This is a genomic window from Streptomyces sp. NPDC054783, from assembly GCF_053611725.1.
On record NZ_JBSHAY010000007.1, the window covers coordinates 1 to 24518 of the forward strand.

The following is a 24518-nucleotide window of genomic DNA, read 5'->3' on the forward strand; positions in this document are numbered from 1 at the left end:
GCCCGGTTACATTCCGAACCCGGAAGCTAAGCCTCACAGCGCCGATGGTACTGCAGGGGGGACCCTGTGGGAGAGTAGGACACCGCCGAACAATTCTTGAGAAAGGCCCACGCCGAATGGCGTGGGCCTTTCTGCATTTCAGAGACGCTTGCACAATTATGGGGTGCCATCGGCAAGGGGCCGCACTACGGTGGCCCCCATGAGCACCTCGACCGGCGGTGACTACGTCATCCGTGCCATACGACCCGACGACTGGCCCCGAGTGAAGCAGCTGCGGCTGGAAGCCCTGCGGGACCCGATCGCGCACCTCGCCTTCCTGGAGACGTACGAGGAGGGCGCGGCCAGAGCGGACGCCTTCTGGCAGGACCGGGCCGTCGGTTCCGGTGAGGGGTCCACGGCGGCGCGGCAGTTCATCGCCGAGGCGTCCGACGGGACCTGGGCCGGCTCGGTCACCGTGCTCATCGAGGAGGCCGGGACGAAGGACTGGGCGGGGCTCGCCGTCGAGTGCCGGCAGGGGCATGTGGTCGGGGTGTACGTCCGGCCCGAGCACCGGGGGAACGGGCTGATCAAGGCTCTGCTCGACGCCGGTGTGGAGTGGGCGCGGGAGCGGGGTGCGGAGCGCGCACGGCTGCTGGTGCACGAGGACAACGAACGGGCCCGGAGCGCCTACCGCAAGGCGGGATTCGTGCCGAGCGGGGTGATCGTGCCGTTCGTGAGGGACACCACGCAGAAGGAGTGGGAGTTCGTGCTGGAGTGGCGGTCCTAGACCGGCAGTTCCCGGTGCGGCCAGCGGGATCGGGCCTGTTCGCGGGAGCGCAGCAGGGCGAGGGCGGGCAGGCCCTGGCCGGTGCCGGTGGCGAGCAGGTCGGGGAGCTGTGGGATGGGGGCCACGGCCGCGATGTCGTCCAGGACGAGCGTGAGTGGTGGGTCGAGCCGACCGGAGGATGACCGTTCGGCCATGCGCCGGCCGCGCTCGACCACGCTGGAGACGAGGGCCGTCAGGAGCGGCATCGCGCCGGGGTTGCTCCGGGGGTCCTCGATGGATTCACCGACCACATAAAGCGTGCCCCCTTCGTGGACGAAGGAATCCAAGGCAAGCGCATCAGTTCGGTTTGGGGTGCAAGCCTCGCGGATGTTGACGGTGAACAGGGCCGAGAGGGCTCGGCTGGTCAGCTCCTGGGCGATGTCGCGGCGTTCGGGGTGTGCGGTGAGTGCGGCCTCGAGTTCGCCGGCGGCGCCGGGGGCGGCCTTGTGGTGGGTGCGGAGGGTCCGTACGGCGTCCTGGACCTGGTTGCCCTGGGACCAGCGGTGGACGTGGCGGATGGTGCGGTTCTCCAGGGCGGCGGCGTGGAGGTAGCTCCGCAGGAGCGTCAGCGCGGTGTCGGCCACGGCCTGGTCGATCCTGGCCGTGGGCTGTACGGGGCCGAGGAGGGCGGTGGCTCTGCTCAGCGCGGTCTGTTTGTCCTCGCAGCCGGTGGTGGGGGACCAGTGGAGGCGGGCCGGGGTGTCGCAGAGGTGCGCGGGGTCGTAGAGGAGGGTGGGGCCCAGCTTGGCTCTGGCGTCCTTCGTCTCGGACCAGAGGGCGGGGTTCGAGGTGACGATCACGGCGGGGCCTTCCGCGTCGCGTATGGCTTTCGCCGCGGTCGCCCGGCGGGTTTCGGGTGGGGCGTAGAGCACTGGGCCTTCGGCGCGGTCGGTCTCCCACCCGCCCACCGTTTCACCGTCGGCCGAGAGGTGAGCCAGAGGCTTCTGCGGTGCCGGATCCGGTGGGGTCACCATGGGCTGCGGGGCCGGGACGGCCTCCGTCGGCTCGGGCTCCGTACGCGGTACCGGCACCCCGTGCCGCTGTTGCGGCGGTGCCGGCATCGTTTTCTGGGCGCGCGCCCGCGCTCTGCCCGCCCGCCATCTCGCCGTCGCTCCCATCACGAAAACGGTGAGGACGAACAGGACCATCAGCTGGCCGATGAACAGGCCCCAGAACAGGCCCCAGCCGGAGAGCTGGGCGGCGGGGGTGTCGGGCCAGGCGCCGGTGATGTCGTGGGGTTCACCGATGAGGTGGCGCATGGCGAGGGGGGTGCGGGTGAAAGTGACGCCGTGCGGCCAGACGCCCTTGGCGAAGAGGGCGGCGAGGCCCGTGGCCGTCCACACCAGCACGGTCATGCCGAGGAGGAAGGCGAGCATGCCGACCAGCAGGCCGTCGGGGATGCCGCCCTGGCCCTCCCGGCGGTCCTCGCGGCGGTCGCGAGCGTCCGGTCTCACCCGTTCCTCCCCTGCCTCTGCCCCGACTCCTGCCGCTGCCTCTACGCCACCGTCGACTCGGAGTCGCCCAGGTGCTGTTCCACGAAGGCCGCGGCCCGCTGCTCGGCCTCCAGTTCGGCGGCGCGCAGCGCGTCGTCGGCCGTGAGGTCGCTGGAGGACTCGGTCATCGCGCGGTCGGTGAAGACCAGTGGGCGTTCCGTCTCCGTGACCAGGTGCTTGACCACCTGGACGTTGCCGTTGACGTCCCATACGGCGATGCCGGGCGTCAGTGTCGGGATGATTTCCACGGCCCACCTCGGCAAACCCAGCACCCGGCCGGTGGCCCGGGCCTCGTCGGCCTTCTGGGCGTAGATGGTCCTGGTGGAGGCCATCTTCAGGATCGCCGCCGCCTCCTTGGCCGCGGCGCCGTCCACGACGTCGGACAGGTGGTGGACCACCGCCACGAACGAAAGGCCCAGTCGGCGGCCGAACTTCAGCAGGCGCTGGAACAGCTGGGCCACGAACGGGCTGTTGATGATGTGCCAGGCCTCCTCGACCAGGAAGATGCGCTTCTTGCGGTCGGGGCGGATCCAGGTGTGCTCCAGCCACACGCCGACGATCGCCATGAGGATGGGCATGGCGATGGAGTTGCGGTCGATGTGGGAGAGGTCGAAGACGATCAGCGGGGCGTCCAGATCGATGCCCACGGTCGTCGGGCCGTCGAACATGCCGCGCAGGTCACCGTCGACCAGGCGGTCCAGGACCAGGGCGACGTCCAGGCCCCAGGCCCGTACGTCGTCTATGGCGACGTTCATCGCCTCGGCCGACTCCGGCTCGGGGTGCCGTAGCTGCTCGACGATGTCGGAGAGGACCGGCTGGCGGTCGAGGATCGACTCGTTGACGTAGGAGTGGGCGACCTTGAGCGCGAAGCCGGCACGTTCGTCCAGGCCGTGGCCCATCGCGACCTCGATGATGGTCCGCAGCAGCGCGAGCTGACCGGTGGTCGTGATCGCCGGGTCCAGGGGGTTGAGGCGGATCCCGTGGTCCAGGGCGGCCGTGGGGTCGAGCCGGATGGGAGTTATCCCCAGCTCCTCCGCGATCAGGTTCCATTCGCCGACCCCGTCCTCGCCCTGGGCGTCCAGGACGACGACCTGGCGGTCCCTGAAGCGCAGCTGGCGCAGGACGTAGGTCTTCTCCAGCGCGGACTTGCCGTTGCCGGACTCGCCGAGGACCAGCCAGTGCGGGGCGGGGAGCTGCTGGCCGTAGAGCTGGAACGGGTCGTAGATGTAGCCCTTTCCGGAGTACACCTCGCGGCCGATGATGACGCCGGAGTCGCCGAGGCCGGGCGCGGCCGTGGGCAGATAGACCGCCTGGGCCTGGCCCGTGGAGGTGCGCACCGGCGGCCGGGTGGTCTCGACCTTCCCGAAGAGGAAGGAGGTGAAGGCGTCGGTGAGGACGGACAGCGGATCCCGCATCGGCGAATCAGCCCCTACCTTCGGATGCCGGTGGCGAAGGGAAGTGTGTTCACGAAGGCGCGGTGGTGCTCTCGGTCGCACCACTCCAGCTTGAGGTACGACTTGCCGGCGGAGGCTCTTATCGTGCGCTTGTCGCGGTTCAGGGCCTCCGGGGTGCGGGCGGAGACGGTGATGTAGCCGACGAGGTTGACGCCCGCCGCGCCGCTGGCGAGGTCCTCGCCGCGCTGGTCGATGCGGTTGTGCGCGGCGACGTCGCGCGGGTCGACGGTGCGGTTCATCTTGGCGGCGCGGGAGGCCTCGGCCTCGTCGTTGGTCTTCTCGGTCAGCATGCGTTCGATGGCTACCTCGGTGGGCTCGAGATCCATCGTGACCGCGACCGTTCGGATGACGTCCGGGGTGTGGACGAGGAGCGGCGCGAGGAAGTTGACGCCCACCGGGGTCATCGGCCACTCCTTCACCCAGGCTGTGGCGTGGCACCAGGGGGCGCGGGTGGCGGACTCCCTCGTCTTCGCCTGGAGGTAGGTGGGCTCCATGGCGTCGAGCTCGGCCGGCCAGGCGTTGCGCTTGGTCATCGCCTGGATGTGGTCGATGGGGTGGTCCGGGTCGTACATGGAGTGGATGAGGGAGGCGAGCCGGCCCTGGCCCAGCGGCTGGCGGACCCGGATGTCGGCCTCCTGGAGGCGGGAGCAGATGTCGGTCAGCTCACGGGCCATGACCACCGCCAGACCCGCGTCGCGGTCGACCTTGCCGCCGCGGGCGCGGACGGCACGGGCCATGGCGTGCGCCTCGGCGGCCAGTTCGCGGTTGTAGGTCATGCAGGCGACGAGGTAGGCGCGGTGCTGCTCACTGCTGGTGGACACCATGGACTGCAGCTGGTCGTACGACTGCTGGAGCCAGCCGGGGGAGCGGGTGTCACCTCGCTGGGCGACGTCCTTGGCGTGGGCGTCGGGGTCGGCGGGCAGGGTGCGGGCGAGCATCTGCAGCCGGGTCACGAACCCGTCGCCGTTGGCGACGTGCTTGAGCAGCGTGCCGAAGCGGTCGACCAGGGCCTCCTGGTCCTCCGAGTCGCGCAGGCCGACGCCGGGACCTTCGATCTCGATGGCGGCGGTGACGGTCTTGCGGTCGGCATGCAGCAGTACGGCGATCTCGTCGGGCCCGAAGGGGGCGGCGAGCCAGGTGATGCGGCCGATGCCCGGGGGCGGGCCGATCTCGACCTCCCGCCCGTCGAGCCGTGTGCCCGCCTCCATGACGCCGGACCGGTAGACGGCGTGGCCGCCCTTCACGGCGCGCTTGTAGCTGCGGTTGATCTCGAACCACTTGTAGAAGGTGCGGCGCTTGTACGGCACGTAGACCGCGGCGAGCGCGAGCAGCGGGAAGCCCATCAGCAGCACGATCCGCAGGGACAGGACCGGGACGAGCAGGCCGCACATCATGCCGAGGAACGCGCCCGCGATGATCAGCGCGATCTCGCCGGACTCGCGGTTCCGGCCGATGATCGCGTTCGGCCGGGCGCGGCCGATGAGATACGTACGGCGGGGCGTGACCGGATGGGACAGGTGGGACTCGGTCGTCAACGCCCTTCACCTCCCGAGCGGTTGATGTTGCGGGTGTTGCCGGCGTGCGGGGTGTTGACGGGACTGGGCGCGCGGGGCGCGGGCGTGGCGGAGGGGACGGCTCCGCCGCCCCCGGTGGAGGTACGGCTGCTGTGGGCGGCGACGCCGCCGGTGGCGGGGTTGGCCGGGCGGGGTGTGCTGCTGCCCTGCCCTCCAGCTGCTCCGTTGTTGTCGGCGCGGGAGCTGTGGGTCTTGATGCCCTGGGCGACGAGGGTGGCGGGGGAGCTGATGACGGCGGCGGCCTTGCTCTCGGCGCCCTGCATGATGCGGTTGTTGCGGCCGCCCGCGATCTCGTCGCCGAAGCCGGGGACGAAGCGGTAGATCATCGCGCTGGCGAAGATGGCGAGCAGGATGATGGCGAGGCCGGAGACGACGGCGGAGAAGGCGTCGGGGCCGTTGCCGCTGGACAGGGCCCCGGCGAGGCCGAGCACGATCACGATGACCGGCTTGACGAGGATCACGGCGATCATGATCCCGGCCCAGCGGCGGACGTGCCCCCACAGGTTCTTGTCGACGAGGCCCGCGTAGACGACGGTGCCGAGGAGGGCGCCGACGTAGAGGAGCGCGGCCCTGATGACGAGCTCCAGCCAGAGGACGCCGGCGGCGAGGATGCTGACCAGGGAGACCACGATCAGCATGATCGGGCCGCCGCCGATGTCGGTGCCCTTGCCGAGGGCGCCGGAGAAGGTGCCGAAGAACGTGTCGGCCTGGTCGCCGGTTGCCTTGGCGAGGACGTCCGTGACGCCGTCGGTGGCCGACACGACCGTGTAGAGGATCAGCGGGGTGAAGGCGGAGGCGAGCACCGTCAGCCACAGGAATCCGACGGCTTCCGAGATGGCCGTGGTCAGCGGCACGCCGCGCACGGCTCGCTTGGCCACGGCCAGGAGCCACAGCAGGAGTGTGAGGATCGTGGACGCCGCGAAGACGATCGCGTACTGCTGCAGGAACTTGGGGTTGGTGAAGTCGACGTTGGCGGTCTCCTTCACGGCCTTGCTGAGCTTGCCGATGGTCCAGGAGGCGGCGTCCGCGCAGCCCTTCGCCAGGGAGGAGAGGGGGTCGAGGGTGTCGGTGAGGGGGTTGTTGGTGGGCCCGGTCACGCCGCTCTTGGAGCCGCCGCTGTCTTTCTCGCAGAACTGTTTGGCAGGGCCGACGATGAGGTCGCACTTGTTGGAGGACGGGGATGGTGAGGGGGCGGCGACGGCGCGTGCGGCCAGCAGGAAGAGCGCACCCTGGACGGCACTGACGACGGTGGCGATCCTGAGTACGCGGGGCGCGCTACCGGGCATAAGTAAAGCCTCCGTACTCCTCGACGGCCTTGGCCATCTGGTCGGCGCTGGATGCCTTGTCGTCACCGGGGACGGGAGCGGGCCCGTCTTTCTGGGAGAAGCTGTTGACCTTCCAGTCACCGTCCGACCATTGCAGTTGCAGCGTCAGGGTGAACCAGTCGCTGGTGACGGGGTTGGTCGAGTCGTTACCGGCCATACCGAACACGCCGGTGCACCAGACGTCTACCGAGGCGGTGGAGTCCGAATAGCTCGTTGTCTTGGTGCCGAGCGGCGCGGTGCGCGAGACGTAGGTGTGGCCGACGGGTGCATTGCCGTTTTCGTCGAGGCCGATGTTGCTCAGGAACTGCTTGCTGTACGCCTTGTTGAATTTGTCCGTCAAGGCGGCCTGCTGAGCTGCTACGAACACCTGTCTGACGATCTCGCTTCGCATGCTGGGCTTGAGGATGTCGGCCGAGACCAGTACGACGGAGTAGTTCGCCGCCGCACTCTCCACCCCCTGCTCCGTGTGGGCGAACCCCGTCGGTACGCCGGCGGACTTGGTGTTCACGGGACGCGTGCCGCTGGGTGCCGTGGGAGTGGACGCCGGCTTGTCGGACTTCGCGGTCGACCCGCCCCCGGACGAATGGTCCCCCCGGTTGGCGAAGGCGATCGCTGCGATGAGGAGGACCACTACGCCGACGACCGTGATCAGGGAGCGGGAGGAGGAGCGGGTGGGGCGGCGGGGGGCGCCGCCGTAGGGGTCGGTTTCGGGGAGGCGGGTGCGGGTGTGGCCCGTGTCGCCGTAGTCGGTGTACGCCTGGTCGTCTCCGGAGGTCATGGCGTGCGCGCTCCCTCACCCTCGTAGGCGTACGACGGTAGCCGTGCTGGTTGCCGCGCGGGCGCGGTGTGGTGACTCGACATCAGGGAGACGCAACCTTCAGGGGACTCAGACCGCCATGCCGTACACGATCGTGAACAGGGTGCCGAGGGAGCCGATGATGAAGACCCCGGTCAGACCGGCGATGATGAGGCCCTTGCCCTGCTCGGCGCTGAAGGTGTCCCGGAGGGCCGTGGCGCCGATGCGCTGCTTGGCCGCGCCCCATACCGCGATGCCGAGGCAGAGGAGGATGGCGACCGCCATCACCACCTCGATCATGACCTTCGCCTCGTTGCCCAGGCTGCCGAAGGGGCCCCAGTCCGGAGCGATTCCGCCGATGATGGTGTTGATGTCTCCCTTGTCGGCCGCAAAGAGCATGTAAGTCACCGCCCCTGGTGGGTAGTTCCGTCGCCCCCTGCGGTGTGCAGAGGTCACGCCTCATTGTCGCCGACAACGTCGCCAACGCATGTCGACTTGACGTCATTGACTGGCGGGTTTCGTACGAATGGTGCGTACGGTCACTCTGTGTATCACGGCAGGTCACGCCGGGCAACGAGGTCCGACCGGAACCTGTCGTGTGGTTCGGTCGTTGTCCTCCTTTACGACCTGGCACGATTTCTGACGGCTGGTCGGGTGAGGCGTCGAGATGATGTTCTCATGGCAGGGGGCGGGAAACCGGACATGGCCTCGGCGCGGGTGCCGTCGGGGCTCGTGACGTGCGACGCGGTGGGTGCGGTCAGCCGGTGAAGACGCTCGTGCCCTCCGGGGTGCCCCAGCCGGTCGGGCCGTCGTGGCCCGACCGGGCGGTGCACAGGCAGCTGGTGGTGCAGGTGCCGTTGTCGCCGCTGGTGACGTCGTTCAGGGCGGAGGTGCCGGCCGCGGTGTACGGGAACTTGGCCGGGTAGCTGTCGCTTGCCGCAGCCCGTGTGCGTCCTGCCGGGCCGGCTTGGCGTCGTATGCCGAGCAGCCGGAGCCGGTGCCTTCGGTGCTGCTCGTCTTCCACACCGGCTGGGTCCAGCCGCGGCTCGTCGAGGAGGACTTCGTCAGGGCCGTGCCGCCCACCGCCGTCATGCACTTCGAGGCCGCCGCGTTCGCGTGGGCGGCGTGCCGAAGAGGGCGAAGGCGGGGCGAAGTATTTCGTTCGCTCGGCCCAACTCCCCACTCACAGTTCACCCATGGGAGGTGGGCAGGGAAAACGGGCCGCGGCCGGCTGCCGTGGCCCGTCTTCCTTTCCGTGCCGCCGAGGGGACCCCACGTCCCCCTCATCCGGCGGCTCCCCGTGACCCGACGGGGCGGTCGTGCGGGTGGATCAGCTCGTGGTGAAGGCGCTCGTGCCCTCCGGGGTGCCCCAGCCGGTCGGGCCGTCGTAGCCGGACCCGGCGGAGCAGAAGTAGTCCGTGTCGCAGCTGCCGTTGCTGCCGCTGGTGACGTCGTTCAGGGCGGAGGTGCCGGCCGCGTTGTACGGGTACTGGGCCGGGTAGTCGCTGCTGCCCGGGGTGCCGGCGAGGGCGTAGACCGAGGCGATGACGGGCGAGCTGGCGCTGGTGCCGCCGTAGGTGTTCCAGCCGGTGCCGTCGGAGCCGTAGGTGTCGTAGACGGAGACGCCGGTGGCGGGGTCGGCCACGGCGGACACGTCGGCGATCATGCGTTTGGCGCAGCCGCTGTCGGTCTGCCAGCTGGGCTTGGCGTCGTAGGCGGAGCAGCCGGAGCCGGTGCCCTCGGTGCTGGAGGTGTTCCAGACGGACTCGGTCCAGCCGCGGCTGTCGGAGGAGGTGGACAGGCTGGTGCCGCCGACGGCGGTCACGTACCGGGAGGCGGCCGGGTACTCGGCGCCGTAGCCCTAGTCGCCCGCGCTGGCGGTGATGGCGACGCCCGGGTGCTTGTAGTACGAGGTGTCGTACGACGTGTCCGACGACGACTCCGAGCCGCCGTAGCTGTTGGAGACGAACTTGGCGCCCAGCTTGACGGCCTCGTTCACCGCGGTGCCCAGGTTGGCGTCGGACGCGGACTTCGCCTCGATCAGCAGGATGTTGCAGTTCGGGCAGGTGGCGCTGACCATGTCGAGGTCGAGGGAGATCTCACCGGCCCAGCCGCTGTCGGCGGAGGGGAGCGAGGTGGTCGAGCCGGTCTGGCCGACCTTGCTGAAGCAGCCGTTGTCGGTGGTGCAGTCCGGCAGGCCGTAGTACGAGCGGTAGGCCGCGAGGTCGGACTCGGCGTTCGGGTCGTCGTAGGCGTCGACGATGGCGACCGTCTCGCCCGAGCCGTTGGCGGACGCGGCGTCGGTCAGGCCGTACGCCGACCGGATGTCGCTCGGGCCGTAGCCGGTGGGGGAGTCGGAGGCGGCCTTCGGGGAGACGGTCTTCGGCGTGATGCCCTTCAGGGCCGCCTGCTTCTCCATGAAGGCGGTGGTGCCGCCGGTGACGCGCAGGGCGTCGCAGGCCGCGAAGCCCTTCTTCGGGGTGGCGCCGCACGCCTTCTCGTAGCGCACATGGGCCTTGGCGACCTGGGCGGCGACGGCCTTGGCGCTCACCTTGTGGGGCGTGGTGGCGGCTTCGGCGTGGGCCGCGGTGGTCAGGCCGGCGGTGACGAGCGCGGCGGTGGCCGCAGCGGCCGACCCGATTTGACGCCATCTGCCGCGTATGTGGGGGGAGTTGGGGGTGGTCGTACGCAAGGTACAGCCTCCTGGAAGTGGTGGACAGAGGCCTGCGGGTGTGGGGGTCCACCGGTGGGTGACCGGTGGGGGCGGCGGCCCGCGACGACCATCGCCTTGTTGAGTACGCGACAACAAGAGGCTTTCGGAATCCTGACTTCCGCGTTACTCAAGGCGGTTGGGGGATTGCTGATCAATGGCTGTGTGCTGGCGCTGTGCTGGGTGCCGCTTGACCCGGGGCACAGGTCCCGCACAGAAGTGGATCGGCCGGCCTCGGCGGGTTCAGCGGGGCTTGAGGCCGTGGAGCAGCAGGTGGACGTGTTCGTCCAGGCCGTTCATGGCCTCCTCGGCGTCGAGCGCGCAGGCGGCGATGAGGGCGGCGAGGCCGTGCAGGCTCGAGGCGGCGATCATGGTGATCCGCTCGGGGTCGCCGGCGACGATCTCGCCCTGCTCCTGCGCCTCCGCGATCATCCGGGCGAAGGAGCCGAGGGACTCGTCGACGGCGGAGGCGAGCTGGGCGGAGCTGTCGGGCGCGTGCTTGCGCGCGAACATCAGCTCCAGCAGCTCCGGGTTCTCGACGGAGAAGCCGAGGTAGGCGCGGGCGAGCGCCGCCATGCGTCCCTCCAGGGTGAGGCCGGGCTGTTCGGTGGCGGCGTCCAGGGCCTGGTTCAGACGCTCGTACCCGTCCAGTGCGAGGGCGTCTATGAGCGCCTGCTTGTCCTTGAAGTGCCGGCCGGGGGCCGCGTGGCTCACCCCGACGTCCCGGGCCAGTTCGCGCAGCGAGAGCGCGCCGACGCCCTTCTCGCGCAGGGTGCGCTCGGCGCTCCTGAGCAGGGCGGCGCGCAGGTCTCCGTGGTGATAGGGGCGGTTCGTCGGTGACGGGGACATGCGCGGCATGCGGACCATCGTAACCTGATGTTGTCATTGACAGCATTGTTGTCGATGCCTACTTTGGAGTCATGACCGATAAATGGAATGCGACCCAACTCCCCGATCTGACCGGCCGTACGGCCGTGGTCACGGGCGCCAACAGCGGCATCGGCTTCGTCACCGCCGAGGCGCTGGCCCGGGCCGGAGCGCATGTGGTGTTCGCCGTACGGGACCTCACGCGGGGCGGCGCCGCCGCGGCGAAGGTGAGCGGCAGCACCGAGGTGCGCCGCCTGGACCTGGCCGATCTGGACTCGGTGCGGGAGTTCGCGGCCGGCTGGGACCGCCCCCTGGACCTGCTGATCAACAACGCGGGCGTGATGATGCTGCCGGAGCAGCGCACCAAGCAGGGCTTCGAGATGCAGTTCGGCACGAACCACCTGGGCCACTTCGCACTGACGAACCTGCTCCTGCCCCATGTGACGGACCGGGTCGTGACGGTCTCGTCCGGCCTCCACCGCGGCGGCGACGGAGTGATCCACTTCGAGGACGTGAACCTGCGCGGCCGCTACACCCCGACGCGCGCCTACGCCCAGTCCAAGCTGGCCAACCTCCTGTTCACCCTGGAACTCCAGCGCCGTCTCACCGAGGCCGCCTCCCCGGTCCGGGCCCTGGCCGCCCACCCCGGCTGGGCCGCCACGAACCTCCAGAGCCACCACGCCAACCCCCTGATGAGGGGTGTCATGGGGATCGGCAACAGGCTGTTCGCCCAGAGCGACGAGGCCGGCGCCCTGCCGACCCTGTACGCCGCGAGCCAGGACCTGCCCGGAGCGTCGTACGTCGGCCCCGAAGGCCTGGGCGAGATGCGCGGCGCGCCCACGCTCGTCGGCCGCAGCAGGGCGGCCGGCGACGCACAGGCGGCCCGGCGCCTGTGGACCCTGTCGGAGGAGCTGACCGGGGTGGAGTGGAGCCTGAAGCCGGTCGGCCGACCCTGATGTGCTTGCCCGTCCCGAGTTGCCTGTGACCGTCGACCGGGCAGTACAGGACGCATAAAGAGCGCCCGTCGGGAAGACGTCCGGGTATGCGTGAGGGTTCATCGTTGAACTTCCGGCTCGACGGCCGTACCGCCCTGGTGACCGGATCGGTGCGCGGGCTCGGGCTGGAGATGGCGCGGGGGCTGGCCGGGGCCGGGGCGCGGGTCGTCCTGAACGGGCGGAACCCGGCGAGCCTGGAAGCCGTGGTGGCGTGCCTGCGGGCGGAGGACGGGTACGACGTCTCCGCCGCCGCGTTCGACGTCACCGACCGGCAGGCCGCCGAGGAGGCGGTGCGCGCCCTCGGCGACCTCGACATCCTGGTCAACAACGTCGGCCACCGTGACCGGCGGGGCGTGACCGAGATGACTCCCGATGAGCTGTCGGCGCTGCTCGACGACCACCTGACCGCGGCGTACGCCCTGAGCCAGACGGTGGCGAGGGGCCTGACCGCACGGGGAGCGGCGGGCCGGATCATCAACGTCTCCTCGGTGGTCGGCCAGTTGGGCCGCACCGGGGACGTCGCCTACGCCACGGCGAAGGCGGGCCTCGACGGCCTGACCCGGGCCCTGGCCGCCGACCTCGGCCCGAGCGGCACGACGGTCAACTCGGTCGTACCGGGCACGTTCGCCATCCAGGTCAACGCCGCCCCGGCCGAGGACCCCGAGTGGGAACGGTGGCTGCGCACCCGCACGGCATTGGGCCGCTGGGGCCGGCCGGCCGAGATCGCGGGGCTCGTGGTGTTCCTGGCGAGCGACGCGGCGTCGTTCATCACGGGGCAGACGATCGCGGTGGACGGGGGGATGACGACGACTTTCTGACGGCGGTGAGCAGGGCGGCGAAGGTGCCGGGGTGGCGGTGAAGCCGTTGTGGGCGGACTGTCGGCGTAGTGACGTGACGTAATCGCTGCTGGTCGGAGGGTGACTGTGCGCACGCCGGGCGCCCAACGGGAGGTTTCACAGGAAAATCTCAGTTAAGTCGCAGCGGGATTCTCACGTTCGTGGGGGACAGTGAGCACTGATGAAGCGCATCTCACGCATCACGGTCACCACGCGTCCCGCGCTGCTCGGAGCCGTGGTGATGCTCGCCCTGACCTCGGCGTCCGTAGCATCCGCCGACGACGGGCCGGGGCCCCTGGGGGTCACCGCCGATGCCGCCGCGAACCGGCAGTCGGCGCGGGTCGGCGCGCTGTTCGGCGCCGACCGGGCCGAGGACCTGTCCGGCGGCCACTTCTGCACGGCCTCGGTCGTGCACAGCCCGCGGGGCAACCTCCTCGCCACCGCCGGGCACTGCGTGGGTGACTCCGACACCGATCTGGTGTTCGTGCCGGGCTACCGGGACGGACAGGCGCCGTACGGGGTGTGGAAGGTCGATAAGCGCTACCTGCCGGTCGGCTGGGCCAAGGACCAGGACGAGGACAGCGACCTGGCCCTCGTCACCGTCGACGACCTGGACGGCAGGCGGATCGAGAACGTCGTGGGAGCGAATCGGTTCACCACCGGTACGGCCACCGGGGCCACCGCCGTGACCGTCACCGGCTACCCCGACTCCCGCGAGGTGCCCATCAGCTGCACCAACAAGCCGGCCGCGCACAGCAGCACCCAGCAGCGCATCGACTGCCCCTCCCTCACCAGCGGCACCAGCGGCAGTCCCTGGATCAACGGTGACCACCAGGTCGTCGGCGTCCTCGGCGGCCATGAGGAAGGCGGCTCGACCGACGACGTGTCGTACAGCGTGGTGCTCGGCGACCGGGCGGCCGAGCTGTACAAGGACGCCATCGGCGATCCTTGAAGTGCGGGCGGTGGGAAAGCGGCTGCCGTGGGTGGCGGGCCCGGGAGCAGCCCCCCTGCGGGTGGCGCGCCCGGGAGCAGCCCCCCTGCGGGTGGCCTGCCGGTCGGCCAGCGGATCGCCGCCACCGGGCCCGTCTTCCCGTCCGTCTCGTCCGTAGCCTTCACCGCCGCTCTCTCGGCCGCGGTCTTCGCCGCCGCTGCCACCGCCGCGCGTCGGCTGACCCGGCGCCGGCACGGGTTGCCGCAGATCGGCGTGCCGGCCGGGACGACACCGGCCGGCACGGAGACGGAGAACGCGGTGAGCGGGACGACGTCGATGAAGGGGACACCGCTGAGCGGGCCGGACGGGCGTCCTTGACTTGGCGGGCGGCTCGTCGCCCTCAAGGTGGTCCGGGACGAGATCACGGACCATCCCGAGGCCCCGGCCAGGTTCCGGCGCGAGGTGGAGACGGCACGGGCGGTCCGGAGTGCCTGTACGGCCAACCTGGTTGACGTCTCGTTGGACAGCGCGCCCTGCACGTGCCCGGACGATCCGCCATCCCGCTCACCAACGGCCCGGGTGACCGGACCGTCGAGTGGCACCACATCCGCACACCCGGCGACCGCGGCGGCGTCATGTGCGCGGGGTTCGCTGTGAAATGACGCCACATCACGCCGAAACCGCCTTGAACCGTCGGCGCATGGGGGAAAGTTGAACCGTGCGGAAAGTATGGGTGATCGGTGGGGCGGCCGTCGGGCTCGGCATGGGCTTCGTCATGCTGCTCGTCATCGGGGTGTACGTCGTCGCCGGGAACCTGGTCAACGGAGTCACCTCGGGAGGCCGGGGGCTCGCGCAGGGTGCCGTACCGGCCGCCTACAAGTCGCTCGTGCAGAAGTGGGGCAACCTGTGCCCGGCGCTCACCCCCGCACTGCTCGCCGCCCAGCTGTACCAGGAGAGCGGCTGGAACCCGACGATCGTCAGCCCCGCCGACGCGCGCGGCATCGCCCAGTTCATCCCCGGCACGTGGGCCACGCACGGCATCGACGGCAACGGTGACGGCAAGCGGGACATCTGGGACCCCAACGACGCGATCCCGTCGGCCGCTTCGTACGACTGCGAGCTGGCGAAGTATGTGAAGGACGTGCCGGGCAACGTCTCCGACAACATGCTCGCCGCCTACAACGCCGGTGCCTATCGCGTGATAAAGGCCGGTGGTGTTCCCCCCATCAGCGAGACGCAGGACTACGTCAAGCGGATCCGGAGCCTGTCGCAGAGCTTCGCCGCCCCCGTAAGCCGTATCGACCCCACCCAACAGGCCGCCGGGGCCATCGGGTTCGCGCAGAGCAAGCTGGGTACGCCCTATCTGTGGGGTGGTGAGGGGTCGGCCGAGCAGGGTGGGCGGTTCGACTGTTCGGGGCTGACGCAGGCCGCGTACGCGAAGGTGGGGATCGATCTGCCGCGCGTGGCCAACGACCAGTACAACGCCGGGCCGCATCCCTCGCGGGACCAGCTCCTCCCGGGTGACCTGGTGTTCTTCTCCACCGACCGCACCGACTCGCGGGCCATCCACCACGTCGGGATCTATGTCGGCGGCGGCTACATGATCGACGCGCCGCGGACCGGGGCCGTCATTCGGTTCGATCCGATCGACGCACCGGACTACTTCGGCGCCACCCGCGTCACCGAAGATGGCGCAAAAGCGCTCCCCACGACGGTTTGAGAGGGTGTGACCCAGCGTGAACCACGGCCCTGAGCTGCGATGATGAGTTTCTCTTCGATAACGTCTGCGTGATCATTCAGTGGAGAGTGGAACGTATTGATGGGGACCGTGCGTTCCTGTTGACGTAGCCGAGCGGACGTCAGTACGGGCAGTGCGGCAGTGCAGCGGAAGCGGATCTACGAAACCACGGGGGTAGAAGCGGCGCACACGAGGTGCGTCCGGTAGCCGACGAAGGGGCCGCAGCACCATGGCTGTACTCGCCGAATCCGGATCGAACCCCGACGTCGACCTGCTCTACGACATCAATGGCCTGGCCAAGGACGCGCCCCACTGGTTCGACCGGGCCATGGAGTTCGTCGGTGAGTACGGACTGCTGCTCGCCATGGTGCTGCTCGTGCTGTGGTGCTGGTGGTCCGTGCGGCGCCGGGGCGCCGAGGATGCCGCGTCCTCCGTCGCCGCGCTGGTGTGGGCGCCGCTCGCGGCCGGCATCGCGGTGCTGGTCAACATCCCGATCCGGGGCTTCGTGGAACGCCCCCGCCCCTTCGTCGATCACCAGGGGCTGGACGTCCTCGTCTCCGGCAAGAGCGACTTCTCCTTCGTCAGCGACCACGCGACCATCACCATGGCGCTGGGGGTCGGCCTCTTCGTCGCCAACCGCCGCTTCGGCATCGCCGGGATCGGGCTCGCCCTGCTGGAGGGCTTCTGCCGGGTCTACATGGGCGTGCACTACCCGACGGACGTCGTCGGCGGCTTCGCGCTGGGTACGGCCGTCGCGCTGCTGCTGTCCCCGCCGTCCATGGCGTTGCTCACCCCGCTGATGCGAGCGGTGGAGCGGTCGCCCCGGGCCGGGTGGATCGTACGGCGGCGCAGCGCCGCGCCGGGCGGCCGCGACGCCCTGTTGCCGGGCGCCCGTTCCTCGCTGGAGTCGGAGGAACGGGACCTGGCGGCGTAGGGCCCGCCCAGGAGGCACCCCGCCCGGCGGCTACAGCCCCTGCGCGTAGGAGAAGAACCGCTGCGGGTCGTACTGCTTCTTCACCGTGGCGAGCCGGGTCGCCGCGTCCCCGTAGTAGGCCTTCTTCCAGTCCATCAGCGTCGGGTCGGTGTAGTTCTGGTACGCCGCGCCGGAGGCGTACGGGGCCATCGCCTGGTGGGCCGAGGTGAGCCAGGACTGGGCCGTGCCGCCGGAGGAGCCCGCGCCCCAGGACGCTATGTACTGGGCCAGCATCCGGGAGCGGCGGTGGACGAAGGCCGTCGCCGTGGGGGAGACCCGGTTGACCGCACCGCCGAGGGCGGTGAACGCGATGCTGCCCGAGCCGCCCCGCACCGAGCCGATCTGCCGCAGCACCGTCTGGATGCCCGCCGCGGAGAGGGAGCGGTCGAAGAAGTCCGAGCGGGCCGCGTAGGTCTCGCGTCCCAGGCGGCCCTGGGGGGAGCGGCCGGGGGTGGCGCCCGCCAGGTGGCACTGGGCGTCCGCGGAGAAGGACGAGCAGCCGGCGTAGATCTCCATCGCCTCCTCGTAGCCTCGGCGGCGCAGGGTGACGGAGGAGGCGTTGGCGCCCGCCGCGTGGGCCAGGCGGTCCACGGCGTTCTGCAGTTCGCCGTAGGTGCCGAGGGAGAAGCAGGCCACGGAGATGGTGGGGGTGCGGCCCGGTGCGCACTCCAGGTGGAGGGAGGACCAGATCTCGTCGGGCTGGCTGGGCCCCCACTCCTGCCAGGCCTTCAGCACGGCCGCGGCCTTGGACCAGGGCCATGTCATGTACGCCGTCACCGCCTGCGGTGCCGGGTGGGTCCTGAACTGCAGCTCGGTGACGACGCCGAAGTTGCCGTTGCCGGCGCCGCGCAGCGCCCAGAAGAGGTCGGAGTGCGCGGACGCGTTCGCCGTCACCTGGGTGCCGTCCGCCGTGATGACCGTCGCCTGGGTGAGGCTGTCGCAGGTCAGGCCGTAGGCGCGGGAGGCGACGCCGTGGCCGCCGCCGAGCACCAGGCCGGAGACGCCGACGGTGGGGCAGGAGCCCGCGGGGATGGTCACGCCCTTCGCGGTCAGCGCCCGGTAGACGTCGATCAGCTTGGAGCCGGCGCCGACCACGGCCTGGCCGCCGGAGACGCGGATGCGGTTCAGCCGGGACACGTCGAGGACGAGGCGGTTGTCGCCGGAGGAGTAGCCCGCGTAGGAGTGACCGCCGTTGCGTATGGAGACCCGCACGCCGTGGGCCTGGGCGTAGGCGAGGGTTGTACGGATGTCGTCGGCGTGTGCGACGTACGCCACCGCGGCGGGCTTCAGGGTGTCGAAGCGGGTGTTGTACAGCTGGTGGGCCGTCGTCCAGGTCGCGTCGCCGGGCCGGACCAGCGTGCCGTCCAGGTCGTGGGCGAGGGCCGTCCAGTTCGCTGCGGCGTTCGCGCTGGTGGTCTTGAGGGACGTGAGCGAGGATGAGCCCGTGCTCGCCGAGGCGGTCGACCTGCCCGCGCCCGAGCTGCAGCCGGTCAGTGCGGTCGCGGCCAGTACGGCCGTGCCGCCCGCAATGAACGTACGCCGTTCCATGCCCATCGTCCCCTGTCACCTTTCCGCGGACCTCCTTGGTCCTTCGTGGGGTGAGACGGCGGCGTGGGTACGTTGGTTCGTAACAGTTCACACACAGGGAATCGAACGTCGAAGACGTGTGCGCGTAACCCGGGAGTCGGAACCTCCACGTGCCCTCCCCGTGAGCATTCCGTGACCTAACCGGGCCGACGGCAGGGGTTCACCCGCCGTTAACTTCCGGCCATCGGCGGCTTCACCTGTTCTGCCTAATTTCGGCCGTGCACGGTGCGGAGCGCGGCTCTTTATGCGCTCGCGCTCCTCCATACCTCGCACGCCGCCGGACAGCGGCGGCTCCTGGAAGGAACTCCTGAAAGTGATGCTTCAGCGCAAGAACCGGCTGCGTGCCCTGTCGCTCGGTGCGATCGCCGTGACCGGCGCCCTGGCCCTGACGGCGTGCGGCTCCGACGACAACGGTGGCGGTTCGAAGGCGTCGGGCAACCCGTCCGGCTCCGCCAACGCCTCCTCGATCAAGTGTGACAACGCCAAGGGTCAGCTGCTCGCAGACGGCTCCTCCGCGCAGAAGAACGCGATCGACGCCTGGGTCAAGGAGTTCTCCCAGGCCTGTGGCGTGCAGATCAACTACAAGGGTGGCGGCTCCGGCGCCGGTGTCACCTCCTTCAACCAGGGCCAGCTGGCCTTCGCCGGTTCCGACTCCGCGCTGAAGCCGGAGGACGTCACCGCCTCCAAGAAGGTCTGCTCCGGCGGCCAGGGCATCGACCTGCCGATGGTCGGCGGCCCGATCGCCCTCGGCTACAACGTCCCGGGTGTCGACAACCTGGTCCTGGACGCCCCGACGATCGCCAAGATCTTCAACAGCGAGATCAAGAACTGGAACGACCCGGCGATCAAGAAGCTGAACCCGTCGGCGAAGCTCCCGGACCTGAAGATCCAGGCCTTCCACCGCTCCGAGGACTCCGGTACCACGGACAACTTCACCAAGTACCTGATCGCCACCACCCCGGACAACTGGAAGTACTCCGGCGGCAAGGCCTGGCAGGCCAAGGGCGGCCAGGCGGCCTCCGGCTCCGCCGGTGTGGCCCAGGGCGTCAAGCAGAACTCCGGCGCGATCGGCTACTTCGAGCTGTCCTACGCCAAGGACATGAACACCGTCGCCATCGCCACCGGCGCCAAGGCCCCGGTCAAGCCCTCCGTCGAGAGCGCCACCGCGGACATCGCGGCCGCCAAGGTCGTCGGCACCGGCAAGGACCTGACGCTGAAGCTGGACTACGCCACCAAGGCCGAGAACGCCTACCCGATGACCCTGGTGACGTACGAGATCGTCTGCGACAAGGGCAACAAGGCGGACACCCTGCCCGCCACCAAGGCCTTCCTCGGCTACATCGCCAGCGAGGACGGTCAGAAGGTGCTGTCGAGCAACGACTACGCCCCGATCCCCGATGCGATCATCAGCAAGGTCCGTACCACCATCGAGGGCCTGAGCTGACCTGATCCGAGAGTGCGGCCCGTGCCCGACAGGGCCCGGGCCGCACCGTCCGGTGCACCGCCGCCACGAGTCGCCGCCCCACGCAGGCGGCCGGCTCCGCAGACCGGAGAACCCGATGGACATATCGACCAAGACAACCGACGCATCTCCCCCCGCGCCCCAGCCCTCACCTGCCGAGCAGAAGCGCAACAGCCGCGGCGCGACCCGCCCCGGCGACCGCATCTTCCTCGCCCTGTCCCGCGGCTCGGGCATCCTGCTGCTGGTGATCATGGCCGCGATCGCGGTCTTCCTCACCTACCGTGCCTCCCTTGCGATCAGCAAGGACCACGGGAACTTCCTGACCACCTTCGAGTGGAACACCAACCTCATCCCGCCGAGCTTCGGCATCGCGGTGCTGGCCTTCGGCACGGTCGTCTCCTCGATCATCGCCATGGTCATCGCGGTCCCGATCGCCGTCGCGATCGCGCTGTTCCTCACCCACTACGCCCCGCGCCGGCTGAGCGGTCCCATCGCCTATGTGATCGACCTGCTCGCCGCCGTGCCGTCCATCGTCTACGGCCTCTGGGGTGCCCTGATCCTCGTCCCGCACATGACGGGCCTGTACGGCTGGCTGAACGACTACTTCGGCTGGACCGGCATCTTCTCCTGGGACGGCGGCGCCCCCCGCGCCATGCTCACCGTCGGCATCCTGCTGGCGATCATGATCCTGCCGATCATCACCAACGTCAGCCGTGAGGTGTTCCGGCAGGTCCCGCGGATACACGAGGAGGCCGCGCTGGCCCTCGGCGCCACCCGCTGGGAGGTCGTCCGCATGGCCGTCCTGCCCTTCGGTCGCTCCGGTGTGATCTCCGCGTCCATGCTCGGCCTCGGCCGAGCCCTCGGCGAGACGATGGCCGTCGCCACCGTGCTCTCCCCGGACTACGTCATCCACGCCAGCCTGCTGAACCCGGGCGGCGGCACCTTCGCACAGAACATCGCCAGCAAGTTCGGTGAGGCCACCGAGCAGGGCCGGGACGCGCTGATCGCCTCCGGTCTCGTCCTCTTCGTCATCACCCTGCTGGTCAACGGCGCGGCCCGCATGATCATCGCCCGCCGCAAGGAGTACTCGGGGGCCAACGCATGAGCCACGCAGCCGTGACCGACAAGCGCCCCAGCACGCTGCGCGGCGCCAGCCTCCCGAACTGGTCCCCGTGGGCCATCGCCGGCGGCTCGATCGTCCTGGCCGTGGCCATCGGCCTGATCGGCGGCCTGCACAGCAAGGTCGAGTGGGGTCTGATCGCCGCGATCCTCTTCCTCCTCGGCACCTACGGCATCGCCACCAAGGTGGAGGGCCGCCGGCAGGCCAAGGACCGGATCGCCACCTCCCTCGTCTGGGTCGCCTTCCTGCTCGCCGTCATCCCGCTGGTCTCCCTGATCTGGGTGACGGTCTCGCGCGGTGTGAAGGTCCTGAACGTCTACTTCCTCACCCACTCCATGGGGGTCGTCGCCGACTCCGAGCCCGGTGGCGGTATCTACCACGCCATCATCGGCAGCCTGGAGCAGGTCGGCCTCGCCACCGTCATCGGTGCGCCGATCGGCATCCTCACCGCGATCTACCTGGTGGAGTACGGGCGGGGCAAGCTCGCCAAGGCCGTCACGTTCTTCGTGGACGTGATGACGGGTATCCCGTCGATCGTCGCCGGCCTGTTCATCCTGTCGCTGATGCTCATCTTCCAGATGCAGCCGTTCGGCTTCGCCGGTTCGCTGGCCCTGGCCATCCTGATGATGCCGGTCGTCGTGCGCTCCACCGAGGAGATGCTCAAGCTCGTCCCGAACGAACTGCGCGAGGCCTCGCTGGCACTCGGCGTGCCGAAGTGGCGGACTATCTTGAAGGTGGTCCTGCCGACCTCCATCGGCGGTATCACCACCGGTGTCATGCTGGCCATCGCCCGTATCGCGGGCGAGACCGCGCCGGTGCTGCTGCTGGTGTTCGGCAACCCGTTCATCAACAACAACCCGTTCGAGGGTGCGCAGGCGTCGCTGCCGCTGTACATCTACCAGCAGTACGCGCAGAGTGCGGGCGCCAACGCGGCGTACGACCGCGCGTGGGCGGCCTCGCTCACGCTGATCGCCTTCGTGATGATCCTCAACCTCGTGGCCCGCGGCATCGCCCGCTGGAAGGCCCCGAAGACCGGTCGCTGACGCGGCCACACAGCGACCGAGCTTGAATTTCTGGAAGTGAAGTAGACGACATGGCCAAGCGAATCGACGTAAGCGGACTCACCGCCTACTACGGCTCCCACAAGGCGATCGAGGACATCTCGATGACCGTCGAGCCGCGTTCGGTGACGGCGTTCATCGGCCCCTCCGGCTGCGGCAAGTCGACGTTCCTGCGCACGCTGAACCGTATGCACGAGGTCACCCCCGGTGGCCGCGTCGAGGGCAAGGTGCTGCTGGACGACGAGGACCTGTACGGCCCCGGGATCGACCCGGTGTCCGTCCGGCGCGAGGTGGGCATGGTCTTCCAGCGCCCGAACCCGTTCCCGACGATGTCGATCTTCGACAACGTGGCGGCGGGCCTGCGCCTGAACGGCAAGTACAGGAAGAGCGAGCTGAACGACATCGTCGAGAAGTCGCTCAAGGGCGCGAACCTCTGGAACGAGGTCAAGGACCGCCTGAACAAGCCGGGCTCCGGCCTCTCGGGCGGCCAGCAGCAGCGTCTGTGCATCGCGCGGGCGATCGCGGTCGAGCCGGACGTCCTGCTGATGGACGAGCCCTGCTCCGCGCTGGACCCCATCTCGACGCTGGCGATCGAGGACCTGATCGGCGAGCTGAAGGAGCGCTTCACGATCGTCATCGTGACGCACAACATGCAGCAGGCGGCGCGTGTCTCGGACCGTACGGCGTTCTTCAACCTCGCGGCGGTGGGCCAGCCCGGCCGGCTGATCGAGATCGACGACACCGAGCGCATCTTCTCCAACCCGTCCGTCCAGGCGACCGAGGACTACATCTCGGGCCGCTTCGGCTGACAGACGCTGCCGCTTCGGCTGAGCCGGGGCTGCGCTGATGGACCCCTCGCGGTGCTGCATGGCGGTGCCACCGCGAGGACGCAAAAAGGGCCCGCCCCTGGCTTCCCGGGGGCGGGCCCACTGCGTTCGGCTCCGGCCGCCGTCCCGGCCCCTACGGATTGAGGTCCGGCACGCGGACCAGCTCGCCGAGCCAGCGGTCCGGGGTGGTGGTGGCGATGATCGCTCCGTCGGGACGGTCCGGGGTGGGCTGAGCGGCGTACTGGCAGTGTGGCCGCGGCCCACGTGTTCTGCAGAGCTACCGCCAGGGCGGCGGGCGGGTCCAGGTCCAGGACGGTGACGGCGAGCAGGGCGGCGAGCTGCTCCGCCGTACCGGGACGGGCCCGATCGGCTTCGACCAGTGCGCACGCCGGGGCATACAGGTGCCGGCCGGCCCCCACACGGGCGCGGTGGATCAGCCGGGGGGCAAGGACATGGCCCCGGCCGGCCGCGGCCATGGCGGTGTCGTCCAGGACGATGTGCATCGCGTCACCGGACCGCCGCCTGGGCCGGCCGGCGGTCCAGCTCGCTGTCGAGGTCCCGTTCCTCTGCGGGACTGGGCCCGTATCCGGCCCACTCCTTCAGGGCGGCGCGGGCCTGCTCGGCCTGCTCGGCCCGCTCGGCGGGGGTGAGCAGGGTTTCGGGGAGCCGGGCCAGGTACGCGCGCAGCGACATCCCTTCGGCTGCGGCTATGGCGGTGAGCCGGTCCCGGGCTTCCCCAGGGATACGGATGTCGGCGTCGGACATCATCGGACTCCGCTGCACACCAGCGTACGGGTACGTACCCGTACTGGTAGGTGCCGTCAGGCGTGGCGGTCCGGCTGGTCCGCTGCCCGCCCGCCTCGAACCACAGCGGCTTCGCGACGCCTCGGGTACCAAAACGCCCACCCCCTTCGCCGGCTTCTCAGCCGACCGAGTCGGGTGGGCGGGAGGGTGAAAGGGAGTTACAGCACCGTCAGTTTCACGACGCCGAAGGCTGTCGCAGCGACCAGCGCGGCCGCCGGCATCGTGATGAACCAGCCCAGGACGATGTTCTTGGCCACGCCCCAGCGGACGGCGTTGACGCGCTTGGTCGCGCCGACGCCCATGATCGCGGAGGTGATGACGTGGGTCGTGGAGATCGGCGCCTTGAAGAGGAAGGCGGTGCCGAACATGATCGAGGCGCCGGTGGCCTCGGCCGCGAAGCCCTGCGGCGGGTCCAGCTCGATGATCTTGCGGCCCAGGGTGCGCATGATGCGCCAGCCGCCCGCGTAGGTGCCGAGGGACAGCATCAGCGCCGAGACGATCTTCACCCAGACCGGGATCGGGTCGCCGAACGTCTCGTGGCCGGAAATCACCAGTGCCATCACGACCACACCCATGGTCTTCTGGGCGTCCTGGAGGCCGTGGCCGAGGGCCATGCCCGCCGCCGAGACCGTCTGCGCGATACGGAAGCCGCGCTTGGCCTTGTGCGGGTTGGACCGGCGGAACAGCCACATGATCGCCAGCATGACGAGGTAGCCGACGATCAGGCCGACCACCGGGGACAGGAACATCGGGATGATGATCTTGTCCAGTACGCCGTTCCAGTGCACCGCCGTACCGCCCGCCAGGGCCGCGCCGACGAGGCCGCCGAACAGGGCGTGGGAGGACGAGGACGGCAGGCCGAAGTACCAGGTGGTCAGGTTCCAGGTGATCGCGCCCAGCAGCGCGGCGAAGAGGATGCCCATCCCCGTCGAGCCCGAGGGCGTCTCGATGAGGCCCTCGCTGACGGTCTTGGCGACCCCGGTGCCGAAGAAGGCGCCGGCCATGTTCATGACCGCGGCCATGGCGAGCGCCGCCCGCGGGGTCAGCGCCCGCGTCGACACCGACGTCGCGATCGCGTTCGCCGAGTCGTGGAAGCCGTTGGTGTACGTGAAGAAGAGCGCGACCGCGATGGTCACGATGAGCGCGAAGGTGTCCATCGA

The 24518-nt window shown here is 69.9% G+C and carries 22 protein-coding genes, 1 rRNA gene and 2 pseudogenes; 12 read left to right on the plus strand and 13 right to left on the minus strand.

Annotation, left to right across the window (positions count from 1 at the left end; all coding sequences use genetic code 11):
- Positions 1 to 91 (plus strand): 5S ribosomal RNA (gene rrf, locus ACWGJ5_RS14660); the annotation flags it as partial.
- Between the two features lie 108 nt (positions 92 to 199).
- Positions 200 to 766, plus strand: coding sequence for a GNAT family N-acetyltransferase (locus ACWGJ5_RS14665; protein WP_453310093.1), 567 nt, complete (start codon positions 200 to 202; stop codon positions 764 to 766).
- On the opposite strand, the gene ACWGJ5_RS14670 is transcribed toward ACWGJ5_RS14665, so the two are convergent.
- The 9 genes and pseudogenes from ACWGJ5_RS14670 to ACWGJ5_RS14710 all read right to left on the minus strand — a co-directional run bounded on the left by ACWGJ5_RS14670 (position 763) and on the right by ACWGJ5_RS14710 (position 11024).
- Positions 763 to 2259, minus strand: a complete 1497-nt coding sequence (locus tag ACWGJ5_RS14670; protein WP_453310094.1) for a type IV secretory system conjugative DNA transfer family protein — start codon at positions 2257 to 2259, stop codon at positions 763 to 765. The two genes, ACWGJ5_RS14665 and ACWGJ5_RS14670, sit on opposite strands and share 4 nt — an antisense overlap.
- Before the next feature lie 41 nt (positions 2260 to 2300).
- Positions 2301 to 3713 carry an ATP-binding protein gene (locus tag ACWGJ5_RS14675; RefSeq protein ID WP_453310095.1) on the minus strand — a complete coding sequence of 471 codons (1413 nt, stop codon included), beginning with the start codon at positions 3711 to 3713 and terminating at the stop codon, positions 2301 to 2303.
- Between the two features lie 14 nt (positions 3714 to 3727).
- Positions 3728 to 5287, minus strand: coding sequence for an SCO6880 family protein (locus ACWGJ5_RS14680; protein WP_228626650.1), 1560 nt, complete (start codon positions 5285 to 5287; stop codon positions 3728 to 3730).
- Positions 5284 to 6612, minus strand: a complete 1329-nt coding sequence (locus ACWGJ5_RS14685; protein WP_453310096.1) for a hypothetical protein — start codon at positions 6610 to 6612, stop codon at positions 5284 to 5286. The genes ACWGJ5_RS14680 and ACWGJ5_RS14685 overlap by 4 nt, the downstream gene beginning before the upstream one ends.
- Positions 6602 to 7429, minus strand: a complete 828-nt coding sequence (locus ACWGJ5_RS14690; protein WP_453310097.1) for a hypothetical protein — start codon at positions 7427 to 7429, stop codon at positions 6602 to 6604. The genes ACWGJ5_RS14685 and ACWGJ5_RS14690 overlap by 11 nt, the downstream gene beginning before the upstream one ends.
- Positions 7430 to 7537: 108 nt before the next feature.
- Positions 7538 to 7846 carry a hypothetical protein gene (locus ACWGJ5_RS14695; RefSeq protein WP_014673544.1) on the minus strand — a complete coding sequence of 103 codons (309 nt, stop codon included), beginning with the start codon at positions 7844 to 7846 and terminating at the stop codon, positions 7538 to 7540.
- A gap of 358 nt (positions 7847 to 8204) precedes the next feature.
- Entirely contained in the window at positions 8205 to 8471 is a 267-nt protein-coding gene (locus tag ACWGJ5_RS14700; protein WP_453310098.1) for a hypothetical protein, read from the minus strand.
- 306 nt (positions 8472 to 8777) lie between these two features.
- Positions 8778 to 10139 (minus strand): annotated as a pseudogene (locus ACWGJ5_RS14705) (S53 family peptidase).
- A gap of 261 nt (positions 10140 to 10400) precedes the next feature.
- Complete coding sequence (locus ACWGJ5_RS14710) at positions 10401 to 11024, minus strand: TetR/AcrR family transcriptional regulator (protein WP_453310099.1); 624 nt, start codon at positions 11022 to 11024, stop codon at positions 10401 to 10403.
- 53 nt (positions 11025 to 11077) lie between these two features.
- On the opposite strand from ACWGJ5_RS14710, the gene ACWGJ5_RS14715 reads away from it, so the two are divergent.
- The 6 genes from ACWGJ5_RS14715 (at position 11078) to ACWGJ5_RS14740 (ending at position 16458) form a co-directional block, all read left to right on the plus strand.
- On the plus strand, positions 11078 to 11980 hold the full coding sequence (locus tag ACWGJ5_RS14715) for an oxidoreductase (RefSeq protein WP_453310100.1): 903 nt from the start codon (positions 11078 to 11080) through the stop codon (positions 11978 to 11980).
- 104 nt (positions 11981 to 12084) lie between these two features.
- Positions 12085 to 12837: an SDR family oxidoreductase gene (locus ACWGJ5_RS14720; protein WP_453310101.1), complete on the plus strand. Its 753-nt coding sequence runs from the start codon at positions 12085 to 12087 to the stop codon at positions 12835 to 12837.
- 199 nt (positions 12838 to 13036) lie between these two features.
- Positions 13037 to 13807 carry a trypsin-like serine peptidase gene (locus ACWGJ5_RS14725; protein ID WP_453310102.1) on the plus strand — a complete coding sequence of 257 codons (771 nt, stop codon included), beginning with the start codon at positions 13037 to 13039 and terminating at the stop codon, positions 13805 to 13807.
- Between the two features lie 27 nt (positions 13808 to 13834).
- Complete coding sequence (locus ACWGJ5_RS14730; RefSeq protein ID WP_453310103.1) at positions 13835 to 14164, plus strand: hypothetical protein; 330 nt, start codon at positions 13835 to 13837, stop codon at positions 14162 to 14164.
- A 385-nt stretch (positions 14165 to 14549) separates the two neighbouring features.
- Positions 14550 to 15506: a bifunctional lytic transglycosylase/C40 family peptidase gene (locus ACWGJ5_RS14735; RefSeq protein WP_453310360.1), complete on the plus strand. Its 957-nt coding sequence runs from the start codon at positions 14550 to 14552 to the stop codon at positions 15504 to 15506.
- A 247-nt stretch (positions 15507 to 15753) separates the two neighbouring features.
- Positions 15754 to 16458, plus strand: coding sequence for a phosphatase PAP2 family protein (locus ACWGJ5_RS14740; RefSeq protein WP_453310104.1), 705 nt, complete (start codon positions 15754 to 15756; stop codon positions 16456 to 16458).
- Positions 16459 to 16488: 30 nt separating this feature from the next.
- Here ACWGJ5_RS14740 and ACWGJ5_RS14745 read toward each other — a convergent pair whose 3' ends face one another.
- Positions 16489 to 18045, minus strand: coding sequence for an FAD-binding oxidoreductase (locus tag ACWGJ5_RS14745; RefSeq protein WP_453310105.1), 1557 nt, complete (start codon positions 18043 to 18045; stop codon positions 16489 to 16491).
- A gap of 352 nt (positions 18046 to 18397) precedes the next feature.
- Here ACWGJ5_RS14745 and pstS point away from each other — a divergent pair, with 352 nt between their 5' ends.
- The 4 genes from pstS to pstB all read left to right on the plus strand — a co-directional run bounded on the left by pstS (position 18398) and on the right by pstB (position 22536).
- Entirely contained in the window at positions 18398 to 19528 is a 1131-nt protein-coding gene (gene pstS, locus ACWGJ5_RS14750) for a phosphate ABC transporter substrate-binding protein PstS (RefSeq protein ID WP_453310106.1), read from the plus strand.
- A 115-nt stretch (positions 19529 to 19643) separates the two neighbouring features.
- Positions 19644 to 20651, plus strand: coding sequence for a phosphate ABC transporter permease subunit PstC (pstC, locus tag ACWGJ5_RS14755; protein WP_453310107.1), 1008 nt, complete (start codon positions 19644 to 19646; stop codon positions 20649 to 20651).
- Positions 20648 to 21709, plus strand: a complete 1062-nt coding sequence (gene pstA / locus ACWGJ5_RS14760) for a phosphate ABC transporter permease PstA (protein ID WP_453310108.1) — start codon at positions 20648 to 20650, stop codon at positions 21707 to 21709. The genes pstC and pstA overlap by 4 nt, the downstream gene beginning before the upstream one ends.
- A gap of 50 nt (positions 21710 to 21759) precedes the next feature.
- A complete protein-coding gene (pstB, locus tag ACWGJ5_RS14765) occupies positions 21760 to 22536 on the plus strand; it encodes a phosphate ABC transporter ATP-binding protein PstB (protein WP_453310109.1) in 777 nt (258 codons plus the stop codon).
- Positions 22537 to 22687: 151 nt separating this feature from the next.
- Here the strand turns inward: pstB and ACWGJ5_RS14770 are convergent.
- The 3 genes and pseudogenes from ACWGJ5_RS14770 to ACWGJ5_RS14780 form a co-directional block, all read right to left on the minus strand.
- A pseudogene (locus ACWGJ5_RS14770) lies at positions 22688 to 23057 on the minus strand (hypothetical protein).
- A gap of 4 nt (positions 23058 to 23061) precedes the next feature.
- Positions 23062 to 23319: a hypothetical protein gene (locus tag ACWGJ5_RS14775; protein WP_453310361.1), complete on the minus strand. Its 258-nt coding sequence runs from the start codon at positions 23317 to 23319 to the stop codon at positions 23062 to 23064.
- 197 nt (positions 23320 to 23516) lie between these two features.
- Positions 23517 to 24515, minus strand: coding sequence for an anion permease (locus ACWGJ5_RS14780; protein WP_453310110.1), 999 nt, complete (start codon positions 24513 to 24515; stop codon positions 23517 to 23519).
- Positions 24516 to 24518 lie beyond the last annotated feature (3 nt).

Excerpts from the sequence above, each read along its gene's own strand:
- ACWGJ5_RS14665 (WP_453310093.1), top strand. The coding sequence starts at position 200 with ATGAGCACCTCGACCGGCGGTGACTACGTCATCCGTGCCATACGACCC.
- ACWGJ5_RS14675 (WP_453310095.1), bottom strand. The coding sequence starts at position 3,713 with ATGCGGGATCCGCTGTCCGTCCTCACCGACGCCTTCACCTCCTTCCTC.
- ACWGJ5_RS14685 (WP_453310096.1), bottom strand. The coding sequence starts at position 6,612 with ATGCCCGGTAGCGCGCCCCGCGTACTCAGGATCGCCACCGTCGTCAGT.
- ACWGJ5_RS14690 (WP_453310097.1), bottom strand. The coding sequence starts at position 7,429 with ATGACCTCCGGAGACGACCAGGCGTACACCGACTACGGCGACACGGGC.
- ACWGJ5_RS14695 (WP_014673544.1), bottom strand. The coding sequence starts at position 7,846 with ATGCTCTTTGCGGCCGACAAGGGAGACATCAACACCATCATCGGCGGA.
- ACWGJ5_RS14710 (WP_453310099.1), bottom strand. The coding sequence starts at position 11,024 with ATGGTCCGCATGCCGCGCATGTCCCCGTCACCGACGAACCGCCCCTAT.
- ACWGJ5_RS14715 (WP_453310100.1), top strand. The coding sequence starts at position 11,078 with ATGACCGATAAATGGAATGCGACCCAACTCCCCGATCTGACCGGCCGT.
- ACWGJ5_RS14725 (WP_453310102.1), top strand. The coding sequence starts at position 13,037 with ATGAAGCGCATCTCACGCATCACGGTCACCACGCGTCCCGCGCTGCTC.
- ACWGJ5_RS14735 (WP_453310360.1), top strand. The coding sequence starts at position 14,550 with ATGGGCTTCGTCATGCTGCTCGTCATCGGGGTGTACGTCGTCGCCGGG.
- ACWGJ5_RS14740 (WP_453310104.1), top strand. The coding sequence starts at position 15,754 with ATGGCTGTACTCGCCGAATCCGGATCGAACCCCGACGTCGACCTGCTC.
- ACWGJ5_RS14745 (WP_453310105.1), bottom strand. The coding sequence starts at position 18,045 with ATGGAACGGCGTACGTTCATTGCGGGCGGCACGGCCGTACTGGCCGCG.
- pstC (WP_453310107.1), top strand. The coding sequence starts at position 19,644 with ATGGACATATCGACCAAGACAACCGACGCATCTCCCCCCGCGCCCCAG.
- pstA (WP_453310108.1), top strand. The coding sequence starts at position 20,648 with ATGAGCCACGCAGCCGTGACCGACAAGCGCCCCAGCACGCTGCGCGGC.
- pstB (WP_453310109.1), top strand. The coding sequence starts at position 21,760 with ATGGCCAAGCGAATCGACGTAAGCGGACTCACCGCCTACTACGGCTCC.
- ACWGJ5_RS14775 (WP_453310361.1), bottom strand. The coding sequence starts at position 23,319 with ATGTCCGACGCCGACATCCGTATCCCTGGGGAAGCCCGGGACCGGCTC.
- ACWGJ5_RS14780 (WP_453310110.1), bottom strand. The coding sequence starts at position 24,515 with ATGGACACCTTCGCGCTCATCGTGACCATCGCGGTCGCGCTCTTCTTC.